The 17479-nt window shown below is 39.0% G+C and carries 16 protein-coding genes; 6 read left to right on the forward strand and 10 right to left on the reverse strand.

The window, feature by feature from the left end; genetic code table 11:
* Positions 1–18: 18 nt before the first annotated feature.
* Complete coding sequence (gene guaD, locus FXN70_RS11530; protein ID WP_324647610.1) at positions 19–1338, reverse strand: guanine deaminase; 1320 nt, start codon at positions 1336–1338, stop codon at positions 19–21.
* Between the two features lie 248 nt (positions 1339–1586).
* Here guaD and FXN70_RS11535 point away from each other — a divergent pair, with 248 nt between their 5' ends.
* Positions 1587–2060 (forward strand): hypothetical protein, encoded by a 474-nt coding sequence (locus FXN70_RS11535; RefSeq protein WP_324647611.1) that lies wholly within the window; start codon positions 1587–1589, stop codon positions 2058–2060.
* Positions 2061–2072: 12 nt separating this feature from the next.
* Here FXN70_RS11535 and FXN70_RS11540 read toward each other — a convergent pair whose 3' ends face one another.
* The 5 genes from FXN70_RS11540 to mpl form a co-directional block, all read right to left on the reverse strand.
* Positions 2073–3233: a glutathionylspermidine synthase family protein gene (locus FXN70_RS11540; RefSeq protein WP_324647612.1), complete on the reverse strand. Its 1161-nt coding sequence runs from the start codon at positions 3231–3233 to the stop codon at positions 2073–2075.
* Between the two features lie 32 nt (positions 3234–3265).
* Positions 3266–3625 (reverse strand): hypothetical protein, encoded by a 360-nt coding sequence (locus FXN70_RS11545; protein ID WP_324647613.1) that lies wholly within the window; start codon positions 3623–3625, stop codon positions 3266–3268.
* A gap of 159 nt (positions 3626–3784) precedes the next feature.
* The gene (locus tag FXN70_RS11550; protein WP_324647625.1) at positions 3785–4744 is read right to left on the reverse strand and encodes a TerC family protein; all 960 of its coding nucleotides are present in this window, start codon (positions 4742–4744) and stop codon (positions 3785–3787) included.
* A gap of 295 nt (positions 4745–5039) precedes the next feature.
* Positions 5040–5636: an undecaprenyl-diphosphatase gene (locus FXN70_RS11555; RefSeq protein ID WP_324647614.1), complete on the reverse strand. Its 597-nt coding sequence runs from the start codon at positions 5634–5636 to the stop codon at positions 5040–5042.
* 171 nt (positions 5637–5807) lie between these two features.
* Positions 5808–7172 carry a UDP-N-acetylmuramate:L-alanyl-gamma-D-glutamyl-meso-diaminopimelate ligase gene (mpl, locus tag FXN70_RS11560; protein WP_324647615.1) on the reverse strand — a complete coding sequence of 455 codons (1365 nt, stop codon included), beginning with the start codon at positions 7170–7172 and terminating at the stop codon, positions 5808–5810.
* Between the two features lie 239 nt (positions 7173–7411).
* On the opposite strand from mpl, the gene FXN70_RS11565 reads away from it, so the two are divergent.
* From FXN70_RS11565 to FXN70_RS11580, 4 genes are all read left to right on the forward strand, one after another.
* On the forward strand, positions 7412–7756 hold the full coding sequence (locus tag FXN70_RS11565; RefSeq protein WP_324647616.1) for a DMT family protein: 345 nt from the start codon (positions 7412–7414) through the stop codon (positions 7754–7756).
* 186 nt (positions 7757–7942) lie between these two features.
* Complete coding sequence (purE, locus tag FXN70_RS11570) at positions 7943–8458, forward strand: 5-(carboxyamino)imidazole ribonucleotide mutase (protein WP_324647617.1); 516 nt, start codon at positions 7943–7945, stop codon at positions 8456–8458.
* Between the two features lie 39 nt (positions 8459–8497).
* On the forward strand, positions 8498–9619 hold the full coding sequence (locus FXN70_RS11575; RefSeq protein WP_324647618.1) for a 5-(carboxyamino)imidazole ribonucleotide synthase: 1122 nt from the start codon (positions 8498–8500) through the stop codon (positions 9617–9619).
* 513 nt (positions 9620–10132) lie between these two features.
* Positions 10133–11410, forward strand: coding sequence for a lytic murein transglycosylase (locus FXN70_RS11580; protein WP_324647619.1), 1278 nt, complete (start codon positions 10133–10135; stop codon positions 11408–11410).
* 37 nt (positions 11411–11447) lie between these two features.
* On the opposite strand, the gene FXN70_RS11585 is transcribed toward FXN70_RS11580, so the two are convergent.
* The 4 genes from FXN70_RS11585 to grpE form a co-directional block, all read right to left on the reverse strand.
* Positions 11448–11834 carry a hypothetical protein gene (locus FXN70_RS11585; protein WP_324647620.1) on the reverse strand — a complete coding sequence of 129 codons (387 nt, stop codon included), beginning with the start codon at positions 11832–11834 and terminating at the stop codon, positions 11448–11450.
* 106 nt (positions 11835–11940) lie between these two features.
* Positions 11941–12822, reverse strand: coding sequence for a matrixin family metalloprotease (locus tag FXN70_RS11590; protein ID WP_324647621.1), 882 nt, complete (start codon positions 12820–12822; stop codon positions 11941–11943).
* A gap of 204 nt (positions 12823–13026) precedes the next feature.
* Positions 13027–14970 carry a molecular chaperone DnaK gene (gene dnaK, locus FXN70_RS11595; RefSeq protein WP_324647622.1) on the reverse strand — a complete coding sequence of 648 codons (1944 nt, stop codon included), beginning with the start codon at positions 14968–14970 and terminating at the stop codon, positions 13027–13029.
* Positions 14971–15084: 114 nt separating this feature from the next.
* On the reverse strand, positions 15085–15627 hold the full coding sequence (gene grpE / locus FXN70_RS11600; RefSeq protein WP_324647623.1) for a nucleotide exchange factor GrpE: 543 nt from the start codon (positions 15625–15627) through the stop codon (positions 15085–15087).
* A 763-nt stretch (positions 15628–16390) separates the two neighbouring features.
* On the opposite strand from grpE, the gene FXN70_RS11605 reads away from it, so the two are divergent.
* The gene (locus FXN70_RS11605) at positions 16391–16609 is read left to right on the forward strand and encodes a hypothetical protein (RefSeq protein WP_324647624.1); all 219 of its coding nucleotides are present in this window, start codon (positions 16391–16393) and stop codon (positions 16607–16609) included.
* Positions 16610–17479 lie beyond the last annotated feature (870 nt).

Raw genomic sequence — 17479 nt, forward strand, 5'->3', positions numbered from 1 at the left:
ATGCTATTGACGATGGATTTAGTGTGGTTTTTGATAAACACAATGTCCATTCACATAGGTTGCGCTGATATTGCGATCATCACCCATAGTAAACAGTGCAAACAAGCCATCTTCAAGTGATTTGACATTCGATTGGCGCAGTTGTTGTAATGCAGTGGCATTTAGATTTAGAACGACAAAGTCGGCTTCTTTACCAACATTAAAGTTCCCTAGTTTATCTTCTAAATGTAAGGCTTTTGCACCACCTAAAGTAGCGTGATATAACGATTCAAATGCAGAGAGTTTATCGCCTTGCAATTGCTGTACTTTATAGGCTTCGTTTAATGTTTGCAGTTGGCTGAACGATGTTCCTGCACCAATGTCAGTACCTAGACCGACTTTGACTTGTTTTTCCCAGGTTTTTTTCAATGGGAATAAACCGCTTCCTAAAAATAGGTTAGAGGTTGGGCAAAAGGCAATCGCTGAATCGGTTTCGTGCATACATTGCCATTCAGCATCTTCTAAATGGACGCAGTGAGCAAACACCGAACGTTCACCCGTTAAGCCATAATGATGATAAACATCGAGATAACCTTTTTGTTCAGGGAATAACGATTTTACCCAAGCAATTTCATCTTTATTTTCACTTAAATGCGTATGCACATATACATCGGGATATTCTTGTTTCAACTGCCCTGCTTTTTCAAGTTGTTCGGGTGTTGAGGTTGGTGCAAAGCGTGGCGTGATTGCATATAAAGCCCTGCCCGTGCCGTGCCATTTTTCAATCAATGCCTTAGATTCGTTATAACCACATTCTGCGGTGTCACATAAATCTTCAGGTGCATGACGATCCATTAACACTTTGCCTGCAATCAAACGCATTTGAATGGTTGCTGCTGCTTCAAATAATGCATCGACTGATTCAGGATGTACCGTACAAAAAACCAGTGCAGTGGTGGTGCCATTTTTTAACAGTTCTTGCACAAAAAATTGCGCAATTTTTTTGGCGTATGCAGGGTCTTTAAACTGTAATTCGGTTGGAAAGGTATAGGTATTCAACCAACTTAACAGTTGTTCGCCATAAGCACCGACCATTTCTGTTTGTGGGTAATGAATATGGGTGTCGATGAAACCAGGAACAATAAGTTGGTTTGGATAATGCTGAACTTCTGTTACATCAGCCAAATGTGGCTGTGCATCTTGCCATGTACCCAACCAAATAATTTTGCCATTTTGGCTAATCAGGACGCCGTCTTCAATATAACGGACGTTTTGCGCAATTTGATCTGCTTGTGTAACCAAAGATTGGATATCTAAAAAGCGACCACGAACCGCAGTCGTCTGAACAGAAGAAGACATAGATGAACCTACAACTTGTAATTTTTTCGATTGATTGTAACGCATTTATGCTGATTGAAAAGAGGGATTACAATTCGTTCGCTACGATCTATCAAATTCCAAAAATAATAAAAAGCGATCATTAAAAAAAATATTGGGGGATTCGATGTTGCCTTAGTTTTGGCGTATTTTTCCGATGGCAAGCTTGGTCTTGTTCACGTACACTCAAGTCAGACTCAATCAATGAAAAGCAAATAAGAGTAACGAATATGTATTTTTGGAATACGCGGGCTTTGGCACATGCGCTTGTGCAGCAGACACTCACCAAACGTGACTATAAAAACTATTATCTTGCCGCTGCGGTGGTTGTAAGTGCGGTTTATTATTATGGTATGTACTCACCGTATATGGATGTTCGGGTGATTGGTGTCGAAGCGGCATTGACTTTATTGATGATGCTTTGGGGGATTCAACGTGTTTATCAAGCCAATGGTGGTGATGAGGGTAGCGCCTTTTTAAATCGTGTCACTGCGCTTTCTTTCCCTATTTTAATTCAAACCACCGTTGCAGGCATTGCATTTGGTGGTATTTTATTGGGCATTTATCAATATTTTAATTTGGCCAATACCGCGTTTGATTTATTTTATGAGTGGTGTATTTCAGCGTTTACACTGGCATTACAACTGCTGTTTTTTACCCGCTTAAGCCGATATATGCAGCGTGTTAAAGATGCCAGCATTTAACTTAAAAGCTGCTTACTCGACAAAGTAATGTGCGGCAAAGTGAGCATCATTGCCAATAATGTCGTAACAATCTTCACGAATGGATAAGCCTGCACAGTGATGTCCGACCATCCATAAACCTAATGTGGGCAGTTGACCTGCAAATAGTGGCGTATCTACCCATTTTTGTACCACATAACCCGATTTATCATAGTCATCAAAATAAAAACTGCCTGAAGCTGCCCCCATATCTTGACCATTTTCGAGCATATGAATATTTGCGCCTTCACGGGCTAAAATAGGCTTTTTGACCCACTTGCCTGTTCGCTGTTGTTGTGGGTCGAAAGCATGGGTTTCTAGCAATAAGGGATGTTGTGGATAGCGTTTCCATAGTTCTACTAAAATGGCTTTATTGGACAGTAACATCTTCCAACAGGGTTCAATCCATTTGGTGCGTGGGTTGAGATGAGCCGCAAAGGCTTCTTCAAAAATCCACTCCCACGGATACAATTTAAACAGGTTTTGAATGGGGCGCTGTTTTAAATCGACAAAGTTATTGCCATCCCAACCAATATTTTCCATCGACAATTCAGAAACTTGTAAATGCGCTTGATAAGCGGTATCCATGAGATATTCTAAATTGCCCCAATCTTCCCGTCCTGCCTCTTGGCAAGCGGCAAAATGTAAATGGCCACCACGTGGTAAAATGGTTTTCCAGCGTTTGATTAAATCCTCATGGATGCTGTTAAATTGGTCTCGATTGGCAATGCCAGACACTTGTTCAATCCACAACCATTGCGCCACGGATGCTTCGAGTAAACCTGTTGGCGTATCTGCATTGTATTCGAGCATTTTAATTTGGCTGCCGTTATAGGCGAAGTCGAAACGCCCATACAGCATGGCAGAATTTTCTCGCCAAGATTGTTCAATATGGGGAATTGCCGCCTTGGGCAGTTGAAAATAATCGGGATAATTGCCTCGTAAAATTAAATCACCGACCACATCTAGGCACATTTGATGCAGTTCATTGGCAGCATCTTCAAGTTGTTCAATTTGTTGTAGCGTAAACTCATATGCCACACCTTCAGACCAATAAATTGAGCCATCGGCTGAAGGTAAGTTAAAATAATCAAAACCAATATTGTGATGTTCAATTTGCCAATCGGGGCGTGGCGTAAATATTTTGCGTTTCATTAAAGGTCTTTTTAAATTAAAGAAATAAGTGTTTAACCACCAAAAGAAAAACCGCTACGACCAAAACCACCACGAATAGGGCTAGATGAAGTTCGGGTCTTTGCTGTTGCGGTAATGATGCTGTGTCGTAGGCTTAAATTTTGTTGAGGGCGCAAGGTACGACCTTGAAATTGCACTTCGCGATTATTGAGATAATAATAAGGTCCAACAAAATGTATTCTGCTCGATGCATGCCCCCCACCGCTATTAGATTCAGTTTCACAAAGCTCATTATTCCAATCATTTTGGCAATCATATTGATTATTATAGACATCTTGAACCAAACGATCTTGCTTGCTACAGGCCACCAAGAGCAATGGAACAAGTGCCAGACTTACTTTTTTAGAACGCATTTTTTCTCTTCGGTTGTATTTTATTTTATACATCAGACATCTTGCATCAATCCCTTTTTATTTCTCGCTATGGGCGAAAAATAAAAAGGTGTAAAGCATGATTCAAGAGATCCATTCAGCCTTTTATTTTTCAGATAAAAGGCTGTTCAATTTAGGCTTTTAGCCTAAATTTTGTTGCTTGTTATGACGAATGGAAAGCCATGCGGTTATTGCTAAAACCACGACAATAAAGCCGAGCGACATCCAAATTGGCAGATGGATCACATCTAACATTAACATTTTAAAGCCAATAAATAACAAGATAATGCCTAAGCCATAAGGTAAATAATGCAGTTTAGATGCAGCGCCTGCAAGTAAAAAGAACATGGCACGTAAACCTAAAATTGCCATTAGATTTGCAGTTAACACAATAAACGGGTCGGTGGTGACAGCAAAAATTGCAGGGATAGAGTCGACTGCAAAAATCACATCCGAAAATTCAATTAAAATTAGCACCAAAAATAACGGCGTTGCCCACAGTACACCATTTTGTTTTACAAAAAATCGCTCGCCTTGAAAGTTTGGTGTAATTCGCATGTGTTTGCGTAGCCATTTTAGCACCTTCATGTCTTCGATATTTGGGTTTTCATCATCTTGTCCTTTTAAGAATTTAAAGCCCGTATATACTAAAAAAGCGCCAAAAATATAAAGAATCCATGCAAATTCTTGTACGAACCATGCACCAATAAAGATAAACAGTGTTCTTAAAATAATTGCACCAAGCACGCCGTACAGTAAAATTTTACGTTGTAGTGCTGTTGGAATTGCAAAAGCAGAAAAAATCATCAGCCAAACAAAAACATTGTCAATCGCTAAAGATTTTTCTAAAAAATAACCTGCTAAGTATTCCATAGTTTTTTGATTTGCTAGTGCAACACCTATGGTTTGTTGTAAATAAAACCATAAGCCGCCTGCAAATAGCATTGCAACACTGACCCATGCAAGGCTCCAGTAAGCAGCTTGCTTAAGTGGGACTTCATCTGATTTTTTGTTTTTAAAGCCTAAAAAGTCGATGAGTAGCATGATAAAAACAATGCCAAAAAACACCAAGTACAACCATGGATTGCCGATAGAGTTGATCATTTTTCTCTCCATATCTAGCAAACAGCCATAAAAAAACCTCGACCAGTTGCCAGATGAAATAAAACATCAGTGCCAACATGATCAAGGTCTTGCCTACATTGGATAAATCCAATGCTCAGATACCGACTTTTTGCAAAGTGTATTGACGATATCTGACACGCATCGAGAACTGCTCGGAGCGTTTGGAGGAGGCTACTCCCCTTGTCAATATGAATATATATGGGTCAGATTGCCATAGTTTTGATTGGACTGCAATCAAAAAATGTGTATTAGATGACCTATATTTGTCGCCTTATTTGACCCAACCACGTTTAAGCAATGGTTGTGCGAAGAATTGATAGATTTTGAGCGCAAAGGCCATGATTGCATGTTCCCACTGTGGCCATAATGCTTTTGCAAGCAAATTCACTAAAAGTGCAATACTAAAGCCACCTAACATGTCTAATGGGAAATGTACACCTAAATAGACTCGTGACCACGCCACCATCCATGCTAAAACCAATAAAAATACACCTGCAATTTTGCGTTGTGAAAATAAGTAAGACAAAGCGATGGTGCTAAAAATTAACATGTGGTCGCTTGGGAAAGAGGCATTTGGTGCATGATGAATGAGCGTGCGCCCGACCCCCATTACAAAAGGTCGTGGATGGTCATAGAATAATGAAATGATAAAACCAATACCAATTGAAATTGCAGTAAGGACGACCGCTTTTAAGGCGCGTTTTTTCAATTCAAGGTCGCCATAGCACCATAGCACCAATAAAAAAAGTAGGAGTAAATATAGAACATCATTGGCAATAAAAATTGCAGCATCAATACTGAAATGGCTTGCGGTGATGGGTGCGTTGATGGCTTTAAATAAAGAAATGTTGAATGTTTCTAGTGACATTTTGCTGTCTTCGTACGGCACAAATAAGCGGCTTATCATAAAGACATTCTGAAAAGAGGAAAAATAGAAAAGTTACAGTTTTGTAATAATTTTTAGCAATAACGCTGTTAAGTCTTTTATTTGCAGTACAGGTAACACGCCGAGGACTGTTACCTGTAATACCAATGTCTTTTAGTGGGTTAAGGCATGGATTAATTTTTGATGTAAACCACCAAAACCACCATTCGACATAATCACTACAGCATCGCCCTCACCTGCTTCACTGGCAATACGTGCAATAATCTCATCGAGTGAGCGACTGACTTGCGCATGATTGCTTGAAGCTGCAATGACAGGTTGTAAATCCCAATCTAAACCTTCGGGTTGATACCAAATCACTTCATCGGCTAAACGGGCAGAATGCGCAAGTCCATCTTTATGACTGCCCATGCGCATGGTATTCGAGCGTGGCTCAATAATCGCCCAAAGTTTACGCTCACCTAAGCGCTTGCGTGCGCCATCAAGTGTGGTTTCAATTGCAGTTGGGTGATGGGCAAAATCATCGTAAACTTCAATGCCGCGTGGTGTGCCGAGTAATTCCATACGGCGTTTTACTCCACCAAAATTAGACAAAGCGCCACAGGCTTGTTCAATGCTGACACCCACATGTTCGGCAGCTGCAATAGTAGCCAAAGCATTGGCAACGCTGTGTTGCCCTGTCATTGTCCAGTGTACTTCTGCTTTCACCTTGCCGTGTTGCAGTACCTTAAAATGACTGCCATCTTGAGCAATTAGTTCAGCAGAGATTGCCACATTTGAATTCGCTTCAAGACTCGTACGCACTACAGGTGTCCAACAGCCCATTTCTAAAACTGTATCGATATTGGTTTCGGTAATGGGTGCGATAATTCGCCCTTGGCTTGGAATGGTTCGCACCAAATGGTGAAACTGTTTTTGAATTGCTGCTAAATCATCAAAGATATCGGCATGGTCAAATTCAAGGTTATTTAAAATTGCAGTTTTGGGATGGTAATGTACGAACTTAGAACGCTTATCAAAAAATGCCGAATCGTATTCGTCTGCTTCTACCACAAAATATTCACCACCACCGAGTCTTGCACTTTCGCTAAAACCAAGTGGTACACCACCAATTAAAAAGCCCGGATTTAATCCTGCTTGATCGAGCACCCAAGCCAGCATTGTTGTGGTTGTTGTTTTACCATGAGTACCTGCAACCCCAAGCACATGTTTAGCTTGTAAGACATGGTCTGCCAAAAATTGTGGGCCTGAAATATAAGGCAGACCTGCATCAAGCATATACTCTACAGCATCAATCCCACGTTTCATGGCATTACCGACAATGACTAAATCGGGATGAGGCTGCAAATGGCTACGGTCATAACCTTGCATTAAGGTAATGCCTGCACTTTCAAGTTGGGTCGACATAGGTGGATACACATTGGCATCGGAACCGGTCACGGTGTGCCCTAAGTCACGTGCTAACAATGCCAAAGAGCCCATAAACGTGCCACAAATACCCAAAATATGCAGATGCATAACTTGCCTACTCCACTTTAATTGACACAGCACGTTTTTAAATTGGTGTTGTGGTCGGAAAACATTTAAAATTGTGAGCAACGATAACAAGGCTGTATTTGAAAAGATAGTCACAAAGTGTGAGAACATCGCTAAAATCCAATCGAATAAAATGCTTAGCAAGGATCAGCACATTCAACTGTGATTGCTTATTTCGCAATAATGAACGCTTTATTTTCCCAATTTGAGGTCTACTGTATATGTCGACATTTCTCCCTTTTATTTTATTGATTATTTCCAATTGTTTTATGACGCTAGCTTGGTATGGGCATTTAAAATTTTTGCATGATGCGCCGCTTTGGCAAGCAATCTTATTTGGTTGGTTGATTGCCTTGCTTGAATATAGTTTTATGATTCCTGCTACACGCCTACTTGCTGCACATGGATGGAGCACAGGTGAAATGAAAATTACTCAAGAAGTGGTGACGTTAATTGTATTTGTGCCCTTTTTAATTTTTATGTTTAAACAACCATTAAAACTTGATTATTTATGGGCCGCTTGTTGTTTATTGGGATGTGTTTATTTTGTTTTTAGAAGCCAATAAGTGTCAAACGCAATGTTTTTTTGGTTCAGTGGTGGATTAAAAGTATGTGGCTTTGATGTTTAATAAAGCCAGTGTTTTGTTTTGGTGAGGATGAAAAAACAAGCTATACTGTGCCCTCTAACCCCTGCCCAAAGCTTTTCTTTGCTTGGCGAGATCCATTAATTTACGAATATTTTGGAAATATCAATGAATACGGTCGCTGCTACAGACGCTCAACCCTTAGTTGGCATTATTATGGGTTCTCAATCTGATTGGGCAACACTCGAACATACTGCAAATATGCTCAAACAACTTGGCGTTGCTTTTGAAGCAGAAGTCGTGTCTGCACATCGTACCCCAGATCGTTTATTTGAATATGCAGAAACTGCGCGCGAACGTGGAATTCAAGTGATTATTGCAGGTGCAGGTGGCGCGGCGCATTTACCAGGCATGTGTGCGGCTAAAACTGATTTACCTGTGCTTGGTGTTCCAGTGAAATCTTCTATTTTAAATGGTGTCGACTCACTCCTTTCAATTGTACAAATGCCAGCAGGTATTGCAGTAGGTACATTGGCAATTGGCCCTGCGGGTGCAACCAATGCTGCAATTATGGCTGCGCAAATTCTAGGTTTGACGCGTCCTGACATTGCCAAAAATGTGGCAGATTTCCGTGCAGCGCAAACTGACAAAGTCGCAAGCAATAATATTCCAGGTTCTCAGTAAGCATAAGAAACAGTTTGCCTGAGCAAGAGAGTGATAGAAATGAATAAAACAATTGGGATTTTTGGTGGCGGTCAGTTGGGCCGTATGATGGCACAAGCCGCACTGCCCTTAAATATTCAATGCACGTTTTTTGAAGCCAATACCGATTGCCCTGCTGCTGTGTTGGGTCAGGTTTTCTCAACACAAACCCAAAATGGTTTGGCTGAATTTATTCAAAGTGCCGATGTGTTCAGCCTTGAATTTGAAAATACGCCTTTGGCCGATGTCGATGTTTTAACCCAAAGCAAAGCGATTCATCCACCTCGTCAAGCTTTGGCCATTGCGCAAAACCGCTTGTCTGAAAAAACTTTGTTTAATGAACTCAAGATTCCCGTTGCGCCGTTTAAAGCGGTAGATAGCCTTGAATCATTAACACAGGCTGTGGCTGAGCTTGGTTTGCCAATTGTACTGAAAACGGCAACAGGTGGTTACGATGGTAAAGGTCAATTTGTGCTGCGTGAAGCCAGTCAAATAGAGCAAGCTTGGGCGGAACTTGGCCCTGCTCAATCGTTAATTGCAGAAAGTTTTGTGAATTTTTCGCGTGAAGTTTCGATTATTGCGGTACGTGGTCAAAATGGCGATGTGAAAACATGGCCATTGGCTGAAAACCATCATCATCATGGTATTTTATCGCATTCAATTGTACCTGCCCCACATAGCGAAGATTTACAGCCTGTGGCGCAAGAATACATCACTCGCCTGCTCAATCATCTTGATTATGTTGGCGTGCTTACGCTTGAATTGTTTGTGACTGAACAGGGTTTATTTGCCAATGAAATGGCACCACGCGTGCATAATTCTGGGCATTGGTCGATTGAAGGTTCGGTATGTTCACAATTTGAAAATCATGTGCGTGCGGTTGCAGGTCTACCTTTAGGTTCAACCGAGGTGATTCGCCCAACTGTAATGGTAAATATTATTGGCAAGCATCCAAAATCTGAAGATGTCTTGGCATTAAACGGCGCACATTTGCATTTGTATAATAAAACCGAGCGTGAAGGTCGTAAGCTGGGTCATATTACCCTAATGCCAATTCACCAAGATGATTTAACAGATCTATGTCGTCAATTGGCAAGAATTTTGCCAGAACCGTTGGCATTGACTCAAGATATGACCATCTAAACCTATTTTGTTGTAAAAAAAAGCGATCACATAGTGGATCGCTTTTTTTATGCTTTGAAATTCGGCAGGATATGCGCCCTTTTATATGATTGTAAGCATTGCCAATATTTAAATTCAAAAATTACCTTAAAAACCTTGGTGATTTACTTAATATTGCACCGCTTCGTTAAATGAAATCACTTGTTCAGTTAAATTTGACTAAAAGTCAGACATCGAATTAAAAAATGAAGCAAAATTTGGTGTTTTGAGCTGTGCAAAGCTGATGGATGGCTCTTAATTCGCATCATATTGCTGTGGATAAGTCGTAAACCAGAGATAAGGAACGTTTAAATTTAAAAAATAAGTTTGAATTTAAACTTTTTGCAGATTGTTTGAATTTAAAAATATCATCGTGTTAAAAAATGAATTCAAAGTGCTTAACAAATTTTGAATTCATTTTTCATCGTCAACAAAATAGGAAAATGCTAAGGTAGATCTATAAATTTAAATTCAAAAAAACGGTCATCATTTCATATGCGATATTCTTCAATTTTTGTTGGTTCTACCTTATTTTTTGCGCTTCATGCTCAGGCTGATTTATTGGTCAATGAAGTTCCAGTGACCACGACAACATCTAAGGTCAATTTAGCTGCGAATAATCCATTTCAAAGTTGTTTAGCAAATTTACGCAGTCAGGCATTAAGCTCAGGGGTAAGTGCAGTATCGTATGACCGCTATACCCAAAACCTCACCCCAGATTATTCAATTTTGGAAAAGTTAAATTATCAACCTGAATTTTCGACCCCAATTTGGGATTACTTGTCGGGTCTGGTTGATGATGAGCGTGTCCGTGATGGACAGCAAAAAATGGCACAATATAGCGATGCGTTAAATCGTGCATCCCAAGTTTATGGTGTGCCAGTTGCAACGATTGTAGCTGTGTGGGGGGTAGAGAGTAATTACGGTGCTATTTCAGGTAAATATCCATTATTACAAGCATTGGGTACTTTAAGCTGTGAAGGTCGCCGTCAGAGTTATTTTCGTGGTGAATTTTTTGCCACAATGCGTATTTTACAGCGTGGCGATTTAAGTGAAAGCCAGATGAAAGGTTCATGGGCGGGCGCATTTGGGCAAACACAATTTATGCCATCGACATACGAGCGCTTAGCGGTTGATTTTGATGGAGATGGTCGCCGTGATTTGGTTTCAAGTGTACCTGATGCGCTGGCATCGACTGCAAATTTCTTAAAGCAAGCAGGTTGGAAAACAGGCATGCCGTGGGGTTTTGAGGTTAAAATTCCACAAGGTATGTCGGTTGCAGGCGAAGGTCGCCGCAATAAAAAATCGTTATCGTACTGGATTTCTCAAGGTTTGATTCGTGTGGATGGTTCTGCTTTGGTGCAGGGGAATTTGTCGGAAGCGAGTATGGCTGGGCTAATGACACCTGCGGGTGCCAATGGGCCTGCCTTTTTAGTGTTTAAAAATTTCGATGCAATTTATGGCTATAATGCTGCTGAAAGTTATGCTTTAGCAATTGCACACTTGTCAGATAGTTTGCAAGGCGGTGGACCTTTTGTGATAGCTTGGCCAACCGATGATGCAGGTACTTCACGTGCAGAACGCCGTGAAATTCAAAAAGTTTTATTGGCAAAAGGCTATGATATTGGCGATGCTGATGGTTTAGTGGGTGATAAAACCCGCCAAGCAATTCAAAAAGAACAAATTCGTTTAGGTTTTAATCCGACAGGACGAGCAGGGCAACAAATTTTACGTGCCTTACGTAATGAGCAAGCACGAAAAATTTTACCATAAACCTTCAAAAAGGAGAGCGGCGTGCTCTCCTTCGCCTTTAAAAGTCTTTTTTATCGATTTTAACTGCATCTAAAATATCAAAAATCACCGCAGTTACGTCTTGGCTTAAGTCCCGATCATTAAAAATTTCGTAAGCGGTAATTGTAACGTCTGTGTCATTAGGTAATTCTTGTTGTTCTTCTTGAATTAAATGTTCAATAGGTAAAAGCGTTTGTTTGATTTCAAGATGTAAAATATCTTCGAATTCAATATTTTCATCATCCAATTCAATCATTTGCTGATTAAAATAAGGCAGAAGAATAGCGTGTAAATAGGGGCTAATTTCTTCAATATTAAAAAGCTCGATATCGCGTGTTTCTTCAATGGTGCTGATATGGTCGTTCACTTCAAGAATAATATGATAGTAACTCACGCGAATCTCCATTAATGATTGGATGGTTATTTGATCACAATACCATGTTTAAGGTATCTATTCCGATGCTTTCTCATCAATTTCAGCATAAAAATTGTAGCGTCAAATTTTTATCATTTTATAGGCCATAAGAATGTTGTTTTAATAATGCTAAATCACTGTTGGTGAGTTCAAAACTTTGGATATTTTGTTGTTTTAAAATCGGATACATTAAGGCTTTAGGATTATCTTCGACATGTTTGAGTCCAAGCGCATGACCTAATTCATGTGCCAGTACAAGGCGTAAGTCATCCTTATTTTCAAACTCGTAAACATTAATTTCTTTGCCATTAAATAAACCTTTATCAAACATTTTTGCTGCATAGCGTTGATTATAGTGCTGAATCGATTGGTCGATGGCTTGATTATTTTGATTGTAATAAGCGACATGTCGATTGGATTCTGCAACAGTTTGATTATGTGCCTGAACGGCTAAACTGAGTGCTTGTTTTCTTTGCTCTAAGTCAAACTTTTGTTGTTCTAGACGTTCTTTTAAGGCAGGTTCAGCACCGCCATGTTGATTAATTTGTTTAATGATTTGGTTATATTGCACCACAGCAGATTGTAGTTCTGCTTGTTTTTGATCGATAAAAGCTTTTGATTGCTGAATAGCTTGTTTTTCTGTATCGATAAATTGTTGTTGCCGATGTTGTTGTGCTTGAGATACTTGAATTTGTGTTTGTTGTTTTATTCTTAGATTTGTCTGATTTTGTCGTTCATCATAAATAAAATTAATGCTGAGTTGTGCCTTGGGATCATATACAAATAAAGTACGTCCTGTGCCATTTTGCCAAATTTCGGTTGCTTGTTGAGTAAGTTGTTGAATTTCATTCTGCGAGAGTTGAAAACGTGGATCAATCTCGCCAATTCGATAATGTAGCCGTGTATCGAGTGGATGTAAAATACGACTTGAGATGGGGTTGAGTTTGATTTGAGGATGGCGTAGTTGCTGAAATAGCAAGAAGGCACATACTATTAAAAGGGCAATCCACAAAGCTAATCTCATAACATCCCAAGCGAGTTTTTAATTGTATTTAATTCATCTATCATATTCATTTTTCATCATGGTTTCACTAGAAAAAAGTGCTTGTACTTGTGTGGTTTAGATATTTTTAAAATAAAAAAACCGCCCAAATTTGGACGGTTTTTTATTCAAGCTGACAAATTATTTCTTGTCATCTCTTACTTCAGTGAATTCAGCATCTACAACGCCATCATCCGCTTTTTGCTGTTGTTGACCTGCCGCTTGTGCAAACTGACTTGGGTCAAAACCTTCAGCACCCGGCGCGCCTTGAGTAGCTTCATACGCACGTTGCGTAATTGGCATAATGATGTTTTGAAGCGCTTCAGTTTTCGCTTTGATGTCTTCAACATCATTTTCTTTGGTTGCAGTTTCAAGCTCAGCAACCGCAGTTTCAACCGCAGTTTTTTCATCACTTGTTACTTGCTCACCTAAATCTTTAACCGCTTTTTGTGAGCTAGAAACCAAGGCATCAGCCTCGTTACGTGCTTTTGCTAACTCTTCAAACTTACGATCTTCTTCAGCATTCGCTTCAGCATCTTTAATCATCGCTTCGATTTCAGCATCAGACAAACCAGAGTTTGCTTTAATCTGGATCGATTGTTCTTTACCCGTGCTCTTGTCTTTAGCAGATACTTTTAAGATACCATCCGCGTTGATGTCGAACGATACTTCAATTTGTGGCACACCACGTGGCGCAGGTGGGATATCGCCCAACTGGAAATTGCCCAACAATTTGTTTTGTTGCGCCATTTTACGCTCACCTTGGAACACCGAAATGTCTACCGCAGGTTGGTTATCCGCAGCAGTCGAGAACACTTGAGATTTCTTCGCAGGAATCGTGGTGTTTTTCTCGATGATTGCAGTTAATACACCGCCCATGGTTTCGATACCCAATGTTAATGGAGTAACGTCAAGTAAAAGTACGTCAGTTTTGTCGCCAGACAATACCGCACCTTGAATTGCAGCACCAATTGCCACTGCTTCATCAGGGTTTACGTCTTTACGTGGTTCTTTGCCAAAAAATTCTTGAACTTTTTGTTGAACCATTGGCATACGTGACTGACCACCAACTAAGATTACGTCAGAGATGTCGCTTGTCGAAAGACCCGCATCTTTAAGCGCAATACGGCAAGGCTCAATGGTACGTGCAACTAAATCTGCAACCAAACCTTCAAGTTTTGCACGTGTTACGTTGATCACTAAATGTTTAGGACCAGTCGCATCAGCGGTGATGTATGGCAAGTTAATTTCAGTCGCATTTGAAGAAGAAAGTTCAATCTTCGCTTTTTCAGCTGCTTCTTTTAAACGTTGTAACGCTAAAGGATCTTGTTTTAAGTTGAAGTTTTGCTCTTTTTTGAACTCTTCAACCAAAAATTCGATTAAGGCATTATCAAAGTCTTCACCACCAAGGAATGTATCACCATTGGTAGACAATACTTCGATTTGTTGGTCGCCATCTAAGTCAGCGATTTCAATGATTGATACGTCAAAAGTACCACCACCTAAGTCGTAAACCGCAATTTTACGATCGCCTTCTTTCTTGTCCATACCAAATGCAAGTGCCGCAGCAGTTGGTTCGTTAATGATACGTTTAACTTCAAGACCTGCAATTTTACCTGCATCTTTAGTTGCTTGACGTTGCGCATCGTTAAAGTAAGCAGGAACGGTAATCACCGCTTCAGTGACGGTTTCACCTAAGTAGTCTTCTGCAGTTTTCTTCATCTTTTTCAAGATTTCAGCAGAGATTTGTTGTGGTGCAAGTTTCTTGTCGTTTACATCGACCCAAGCATCGCCATTGTCTGCTTTGATGATTTTGTAAGGTACAAGACCAATGTCTTTTTGTACTGCTTGATCTTGATACTTACGACCAATTAAACGCTTGATGGCGAATAATGTGTTTTTAGGGTTGGTTACTGCTTGACGCTTAGCAGATTGACCCACCAAGATTTCGCCATCTTTATAGGCAATAATAGATGGCGTAGTACGTGCGCCTTCAGCATTTTCAATTACTTTTACTTTGTCGCCTTCAAGAACAGCAACACATGAGTTTGTAGTACCTAAGTCAATACCAATGATTTTAGCCATTAGATGAATTCCTTAAAAATTTGTGCGTTTCGCTTGTTATTCGATATGAGAGCCGTTCGAGATTTTTCAAGTTTTATTGCTAAAAAAATTTCTAAAAGCTCGTATATATAAGGTTTATTGACCAACCATGACCATTGCAGGGCGGAGTAGGCGACCATTTAATGTATAGCCTTTTTGTAAAACGGTACCAATTTCGTTGGCTTTTGCGTTTGGATCAATGCCAACTGCTTGGTGTAAGTCTGCATTAAAACCATTTTTTGTATCTGCTTCAGTCACGCCAAACTTCTCTAAAGTACTGAGTAGAGATTTTAAGGTCAGGCGAATACCTTCAAGTACAGGCGTTTCTTCATCACCAGCGGCTTGAATGGCACGTTCTAAATTATCAACAGAATCAAGCAACTGTTTTGCAAATTTTTCTAAAACAGTATCTTTATGCTTTTCAGATTCACGTTGAATACGTTCTACGCTTTTTTGCGCTTCATAAACGGCATTGGCAGTACGTGCTTTTTCAAGTTTTAAGCTTTCTTCAAGTTTTGCAATTTGAGCCGTTAAATCTTCTGTGCTTAATTCGGTAACTTGCTCATTTTCAACTTGAGTTTGTTCGGTAGGTTGCTCTGAAGATAAGTCTTGAGCTTGTTCGTGTTGCTCATGTGCCATTGATGATCTCCGTTTAAATATGTTCTTTAACATGTACAGTCCTTTGGCGTTCGTAGGCGCTACGCATACTTTAAACTGCCATGAAATAAGTTTTATGACTTGAAATACAAGATCGGGGCAGTTTGTCAAAAATCAACTATTCAGAATGTGAAAGCCTTGAAATGAAGTAAAAAATTGATTTTTTACTGTTTGATTCAGTTGATTGTGCAAAAAATAAAAAGAGGCTGTGGGTAAAAGAGCTATTTTCACTACAATCTATGTTCGTTGGATTTTTACGATATAAAGCAAATTAAAAGAAGTGGATATAAAAGTTTTATATGTGTCGACTTAATTGAGATTGAACTCAGCATTTTTTACATGCTACGTTAAAGCTTAATTTGGCGATAAATCTATAAAATGTGATATTAATCAAAATATTAAGTTTATTTATTTACACTATTTAAACAATAATAATATCAATAAACAAAGAACAGTTCATCATGATTGCACTTTTGTATTTTTAGGTAAACTATTGAATACTTTAGTGAAAAAATAAAGTGTTAAAAAATAAGCAGAAAAATCATAAATTAATGAAAAATATCATCATATTCTATTGGTGTTCGTCGTTCTAGTATTGGCATTTGCTACATAAAAATCGTAAATAAGGTGCATATAGTAAAAAAAACACTTAGAAAAAAGCATATTTCTATTGCCAAAGATTCGTAAAGATGAGCACACGCTTTGCAAAGCGCTTTTTAAATTTTTATTTTTGATGAGAGTGAACATGAAAAAACTTGCGATTTTATCTGCGGTATTAGGCGGCTTTACATTTATGGCAGTTGGTTGTACTTCTCATGAAGCACAGCAAACATCAACGGCAACTCCAGTTGAACAAGCTGCAGCCTCAGATACTCAATCATCTTCTACTCTAGCGCCAGCGGCATCCGATGCTCAGCCATCTATTGTTAGTACGACAGCTGCACCAGCATCAGACGTACAATAAAACATGAAGAAGGATAATTAAATGTGCGTGCTTTACTTTAATTGTCCTTCTTTTTATTTAAATCATCACATCTAAAAAACAGCAATTTATTCAAGATAAGCCAAATATAAATTTCACGCATATTTAAAGTATATGTATTTGAGCTAATCTTTGCTTTTATACATCTAATTTAATTGTCCGACTTAACTGCACTATATGCTAGCTGCATCTTAACGTTTCGCTTGTCAATCTTTTGATTGTTACATGAATATTTACCATAGATTAAAAGTAAGAAATATTGAAAGGATTGATGTCTTAAGCGATGGTATCGGTGTAATGAGTAAGTAAGGGCACTCAAGATAAACAATCAGATAAATCCCTTTATTTAGATAAAAAGAATATAGAGCATCAGTATCTGTGTGTTTGGATACCAAATATGGAAAGAAGAACGATAATGGTGCCAAACTTTAAAATAAAAGCCAAAATAAAATAACCTATATAAATCATTGGCTTATTTGTTTTTGGTAAAATTTTCGCACAAAAACAGAACAATTGAAAATAAAGTGCACTAAAAAAGCTTGCATGTGAAATAAATCCATCTATAATGAGCACATACCGACGAGATGCATCGAAACTTAGAAAATAAGTTGATGTGATTGATCTGGTTTTTGTTATTGACGAGATGGCAAAAAATCATTAAAGAATTGATAAGAACAACTTGTGTGGATTTTTACTGATCAGATCATCGATATATTATCATTGATTGATTGGTTTAAATTACTCGAAGTTTATTTGAGCGAAATTTAAGTCAGAAAATTGATGAGCCAGATTTAGCACTTTTAGTAAAGTGCAAAATGATTTTTAACTGAAGAGTTTGATCATGGCTCAGAT

It is taken from the genome of Acinetobacter sp. MD2, from assembly GCF_035615575.1.
GTDB lineage: Bacteria > Pseudomonadota > Gammaproteobacteria > Pseudomonadales > Moraxellaceae > Acinetobacter.

Coding starts and splice junctions, on each gene's coding strand:
- guaD (WP_324647610.1), bottom strand. CDS start 1,338: ATGTCTTCTTCTGTTCAGACGACTGCGGTTCGTGGTCGCTTTTTAGAT.
- FXN70_RS11535 (WP_324647611.1), top strand. CDS start 1,587: ATGTATTTTTGGAATACGCGGGCTTTGGCACATGCGCTTGTGCAGCAG.
- FXN70_RS11540 (WP_324647612.1), bottom strand. CDS start 3,233: ATGAAACGCAAAATATTTACGCCACGCCCCGATTGGCAAATTGAACAT.
- FXN70_RS11545 (WP_324647613.1), bottom strand. CDS start 3,625: ATGCGTTCTAAAAAAGTAAGTCTGGCACTTGTTCCATTGCTCTTGGTG.
- FXN70_RS11555 (WP_324647614.1), bottom strand. CDS start 5,636: ATGTCACTAGAAACATTCAACATTTCTTTATTTAAAGCCATCAACGCA.
- mpl (WP_324647615.1), bottom strand. CDS start 7,172: ATGCATCTGCATATTTTGGGTATTTGTGGCACGTTTATGGGCTCTTTG.
- FXN70_RS11565 (WP_324647616.1), top strand. CDS start 7,412: ATGTCGACATTTCTCCCTTTTATTTTATTGATTATTTCCAATTGTTTT.
- purE (WP_324647617.1), top strand. CDS start 7,943: ATGAATACGGTCGCTGCTACAGACGCTCAACCCTTAGTTGGCATTATT.
- FXN70_RS11575 (WP_324647618.1), top strand. CDS start 8,498: ATGAATAAAACAATTGGGATTTTTGGTGGCGGTCAGTTGGGCCGTATG.
- FXN70_RS11580 (WP_324647619.1), top strand. CDS start 10,133: ATGCGATATTCTTCAATTTTTGTTGGTTCTACCTTATTTTTTGCGCTT.
- FXN70_RS11585 (WP_324647620.1), bottom strand. CDS start 11,834: ATGGAGATTCGCGTGAGTTACTATCATATTATTCTTGAAGTGAACGAC.
- dnaK (WP_324647622.1), bottom strand. CDS start 14,970: ATGGCTAAAATCATTGGTATTGACTTAGGTACTACAAACTCATGTGTT.
- grpE (WP_324647623.1), bottom strand. CDS start 15,627: ATGGCACATGAGCAACACGAACAAGCTCAAGACTTATCTTCAGAGCAA.
- FXN70_RS11605 (WP_324647624.1), top strand. CDS start 16,391: ATGAAAAAACTTGCGATTTTATCTGCGGTATTAGGCGGCTTTACATTT.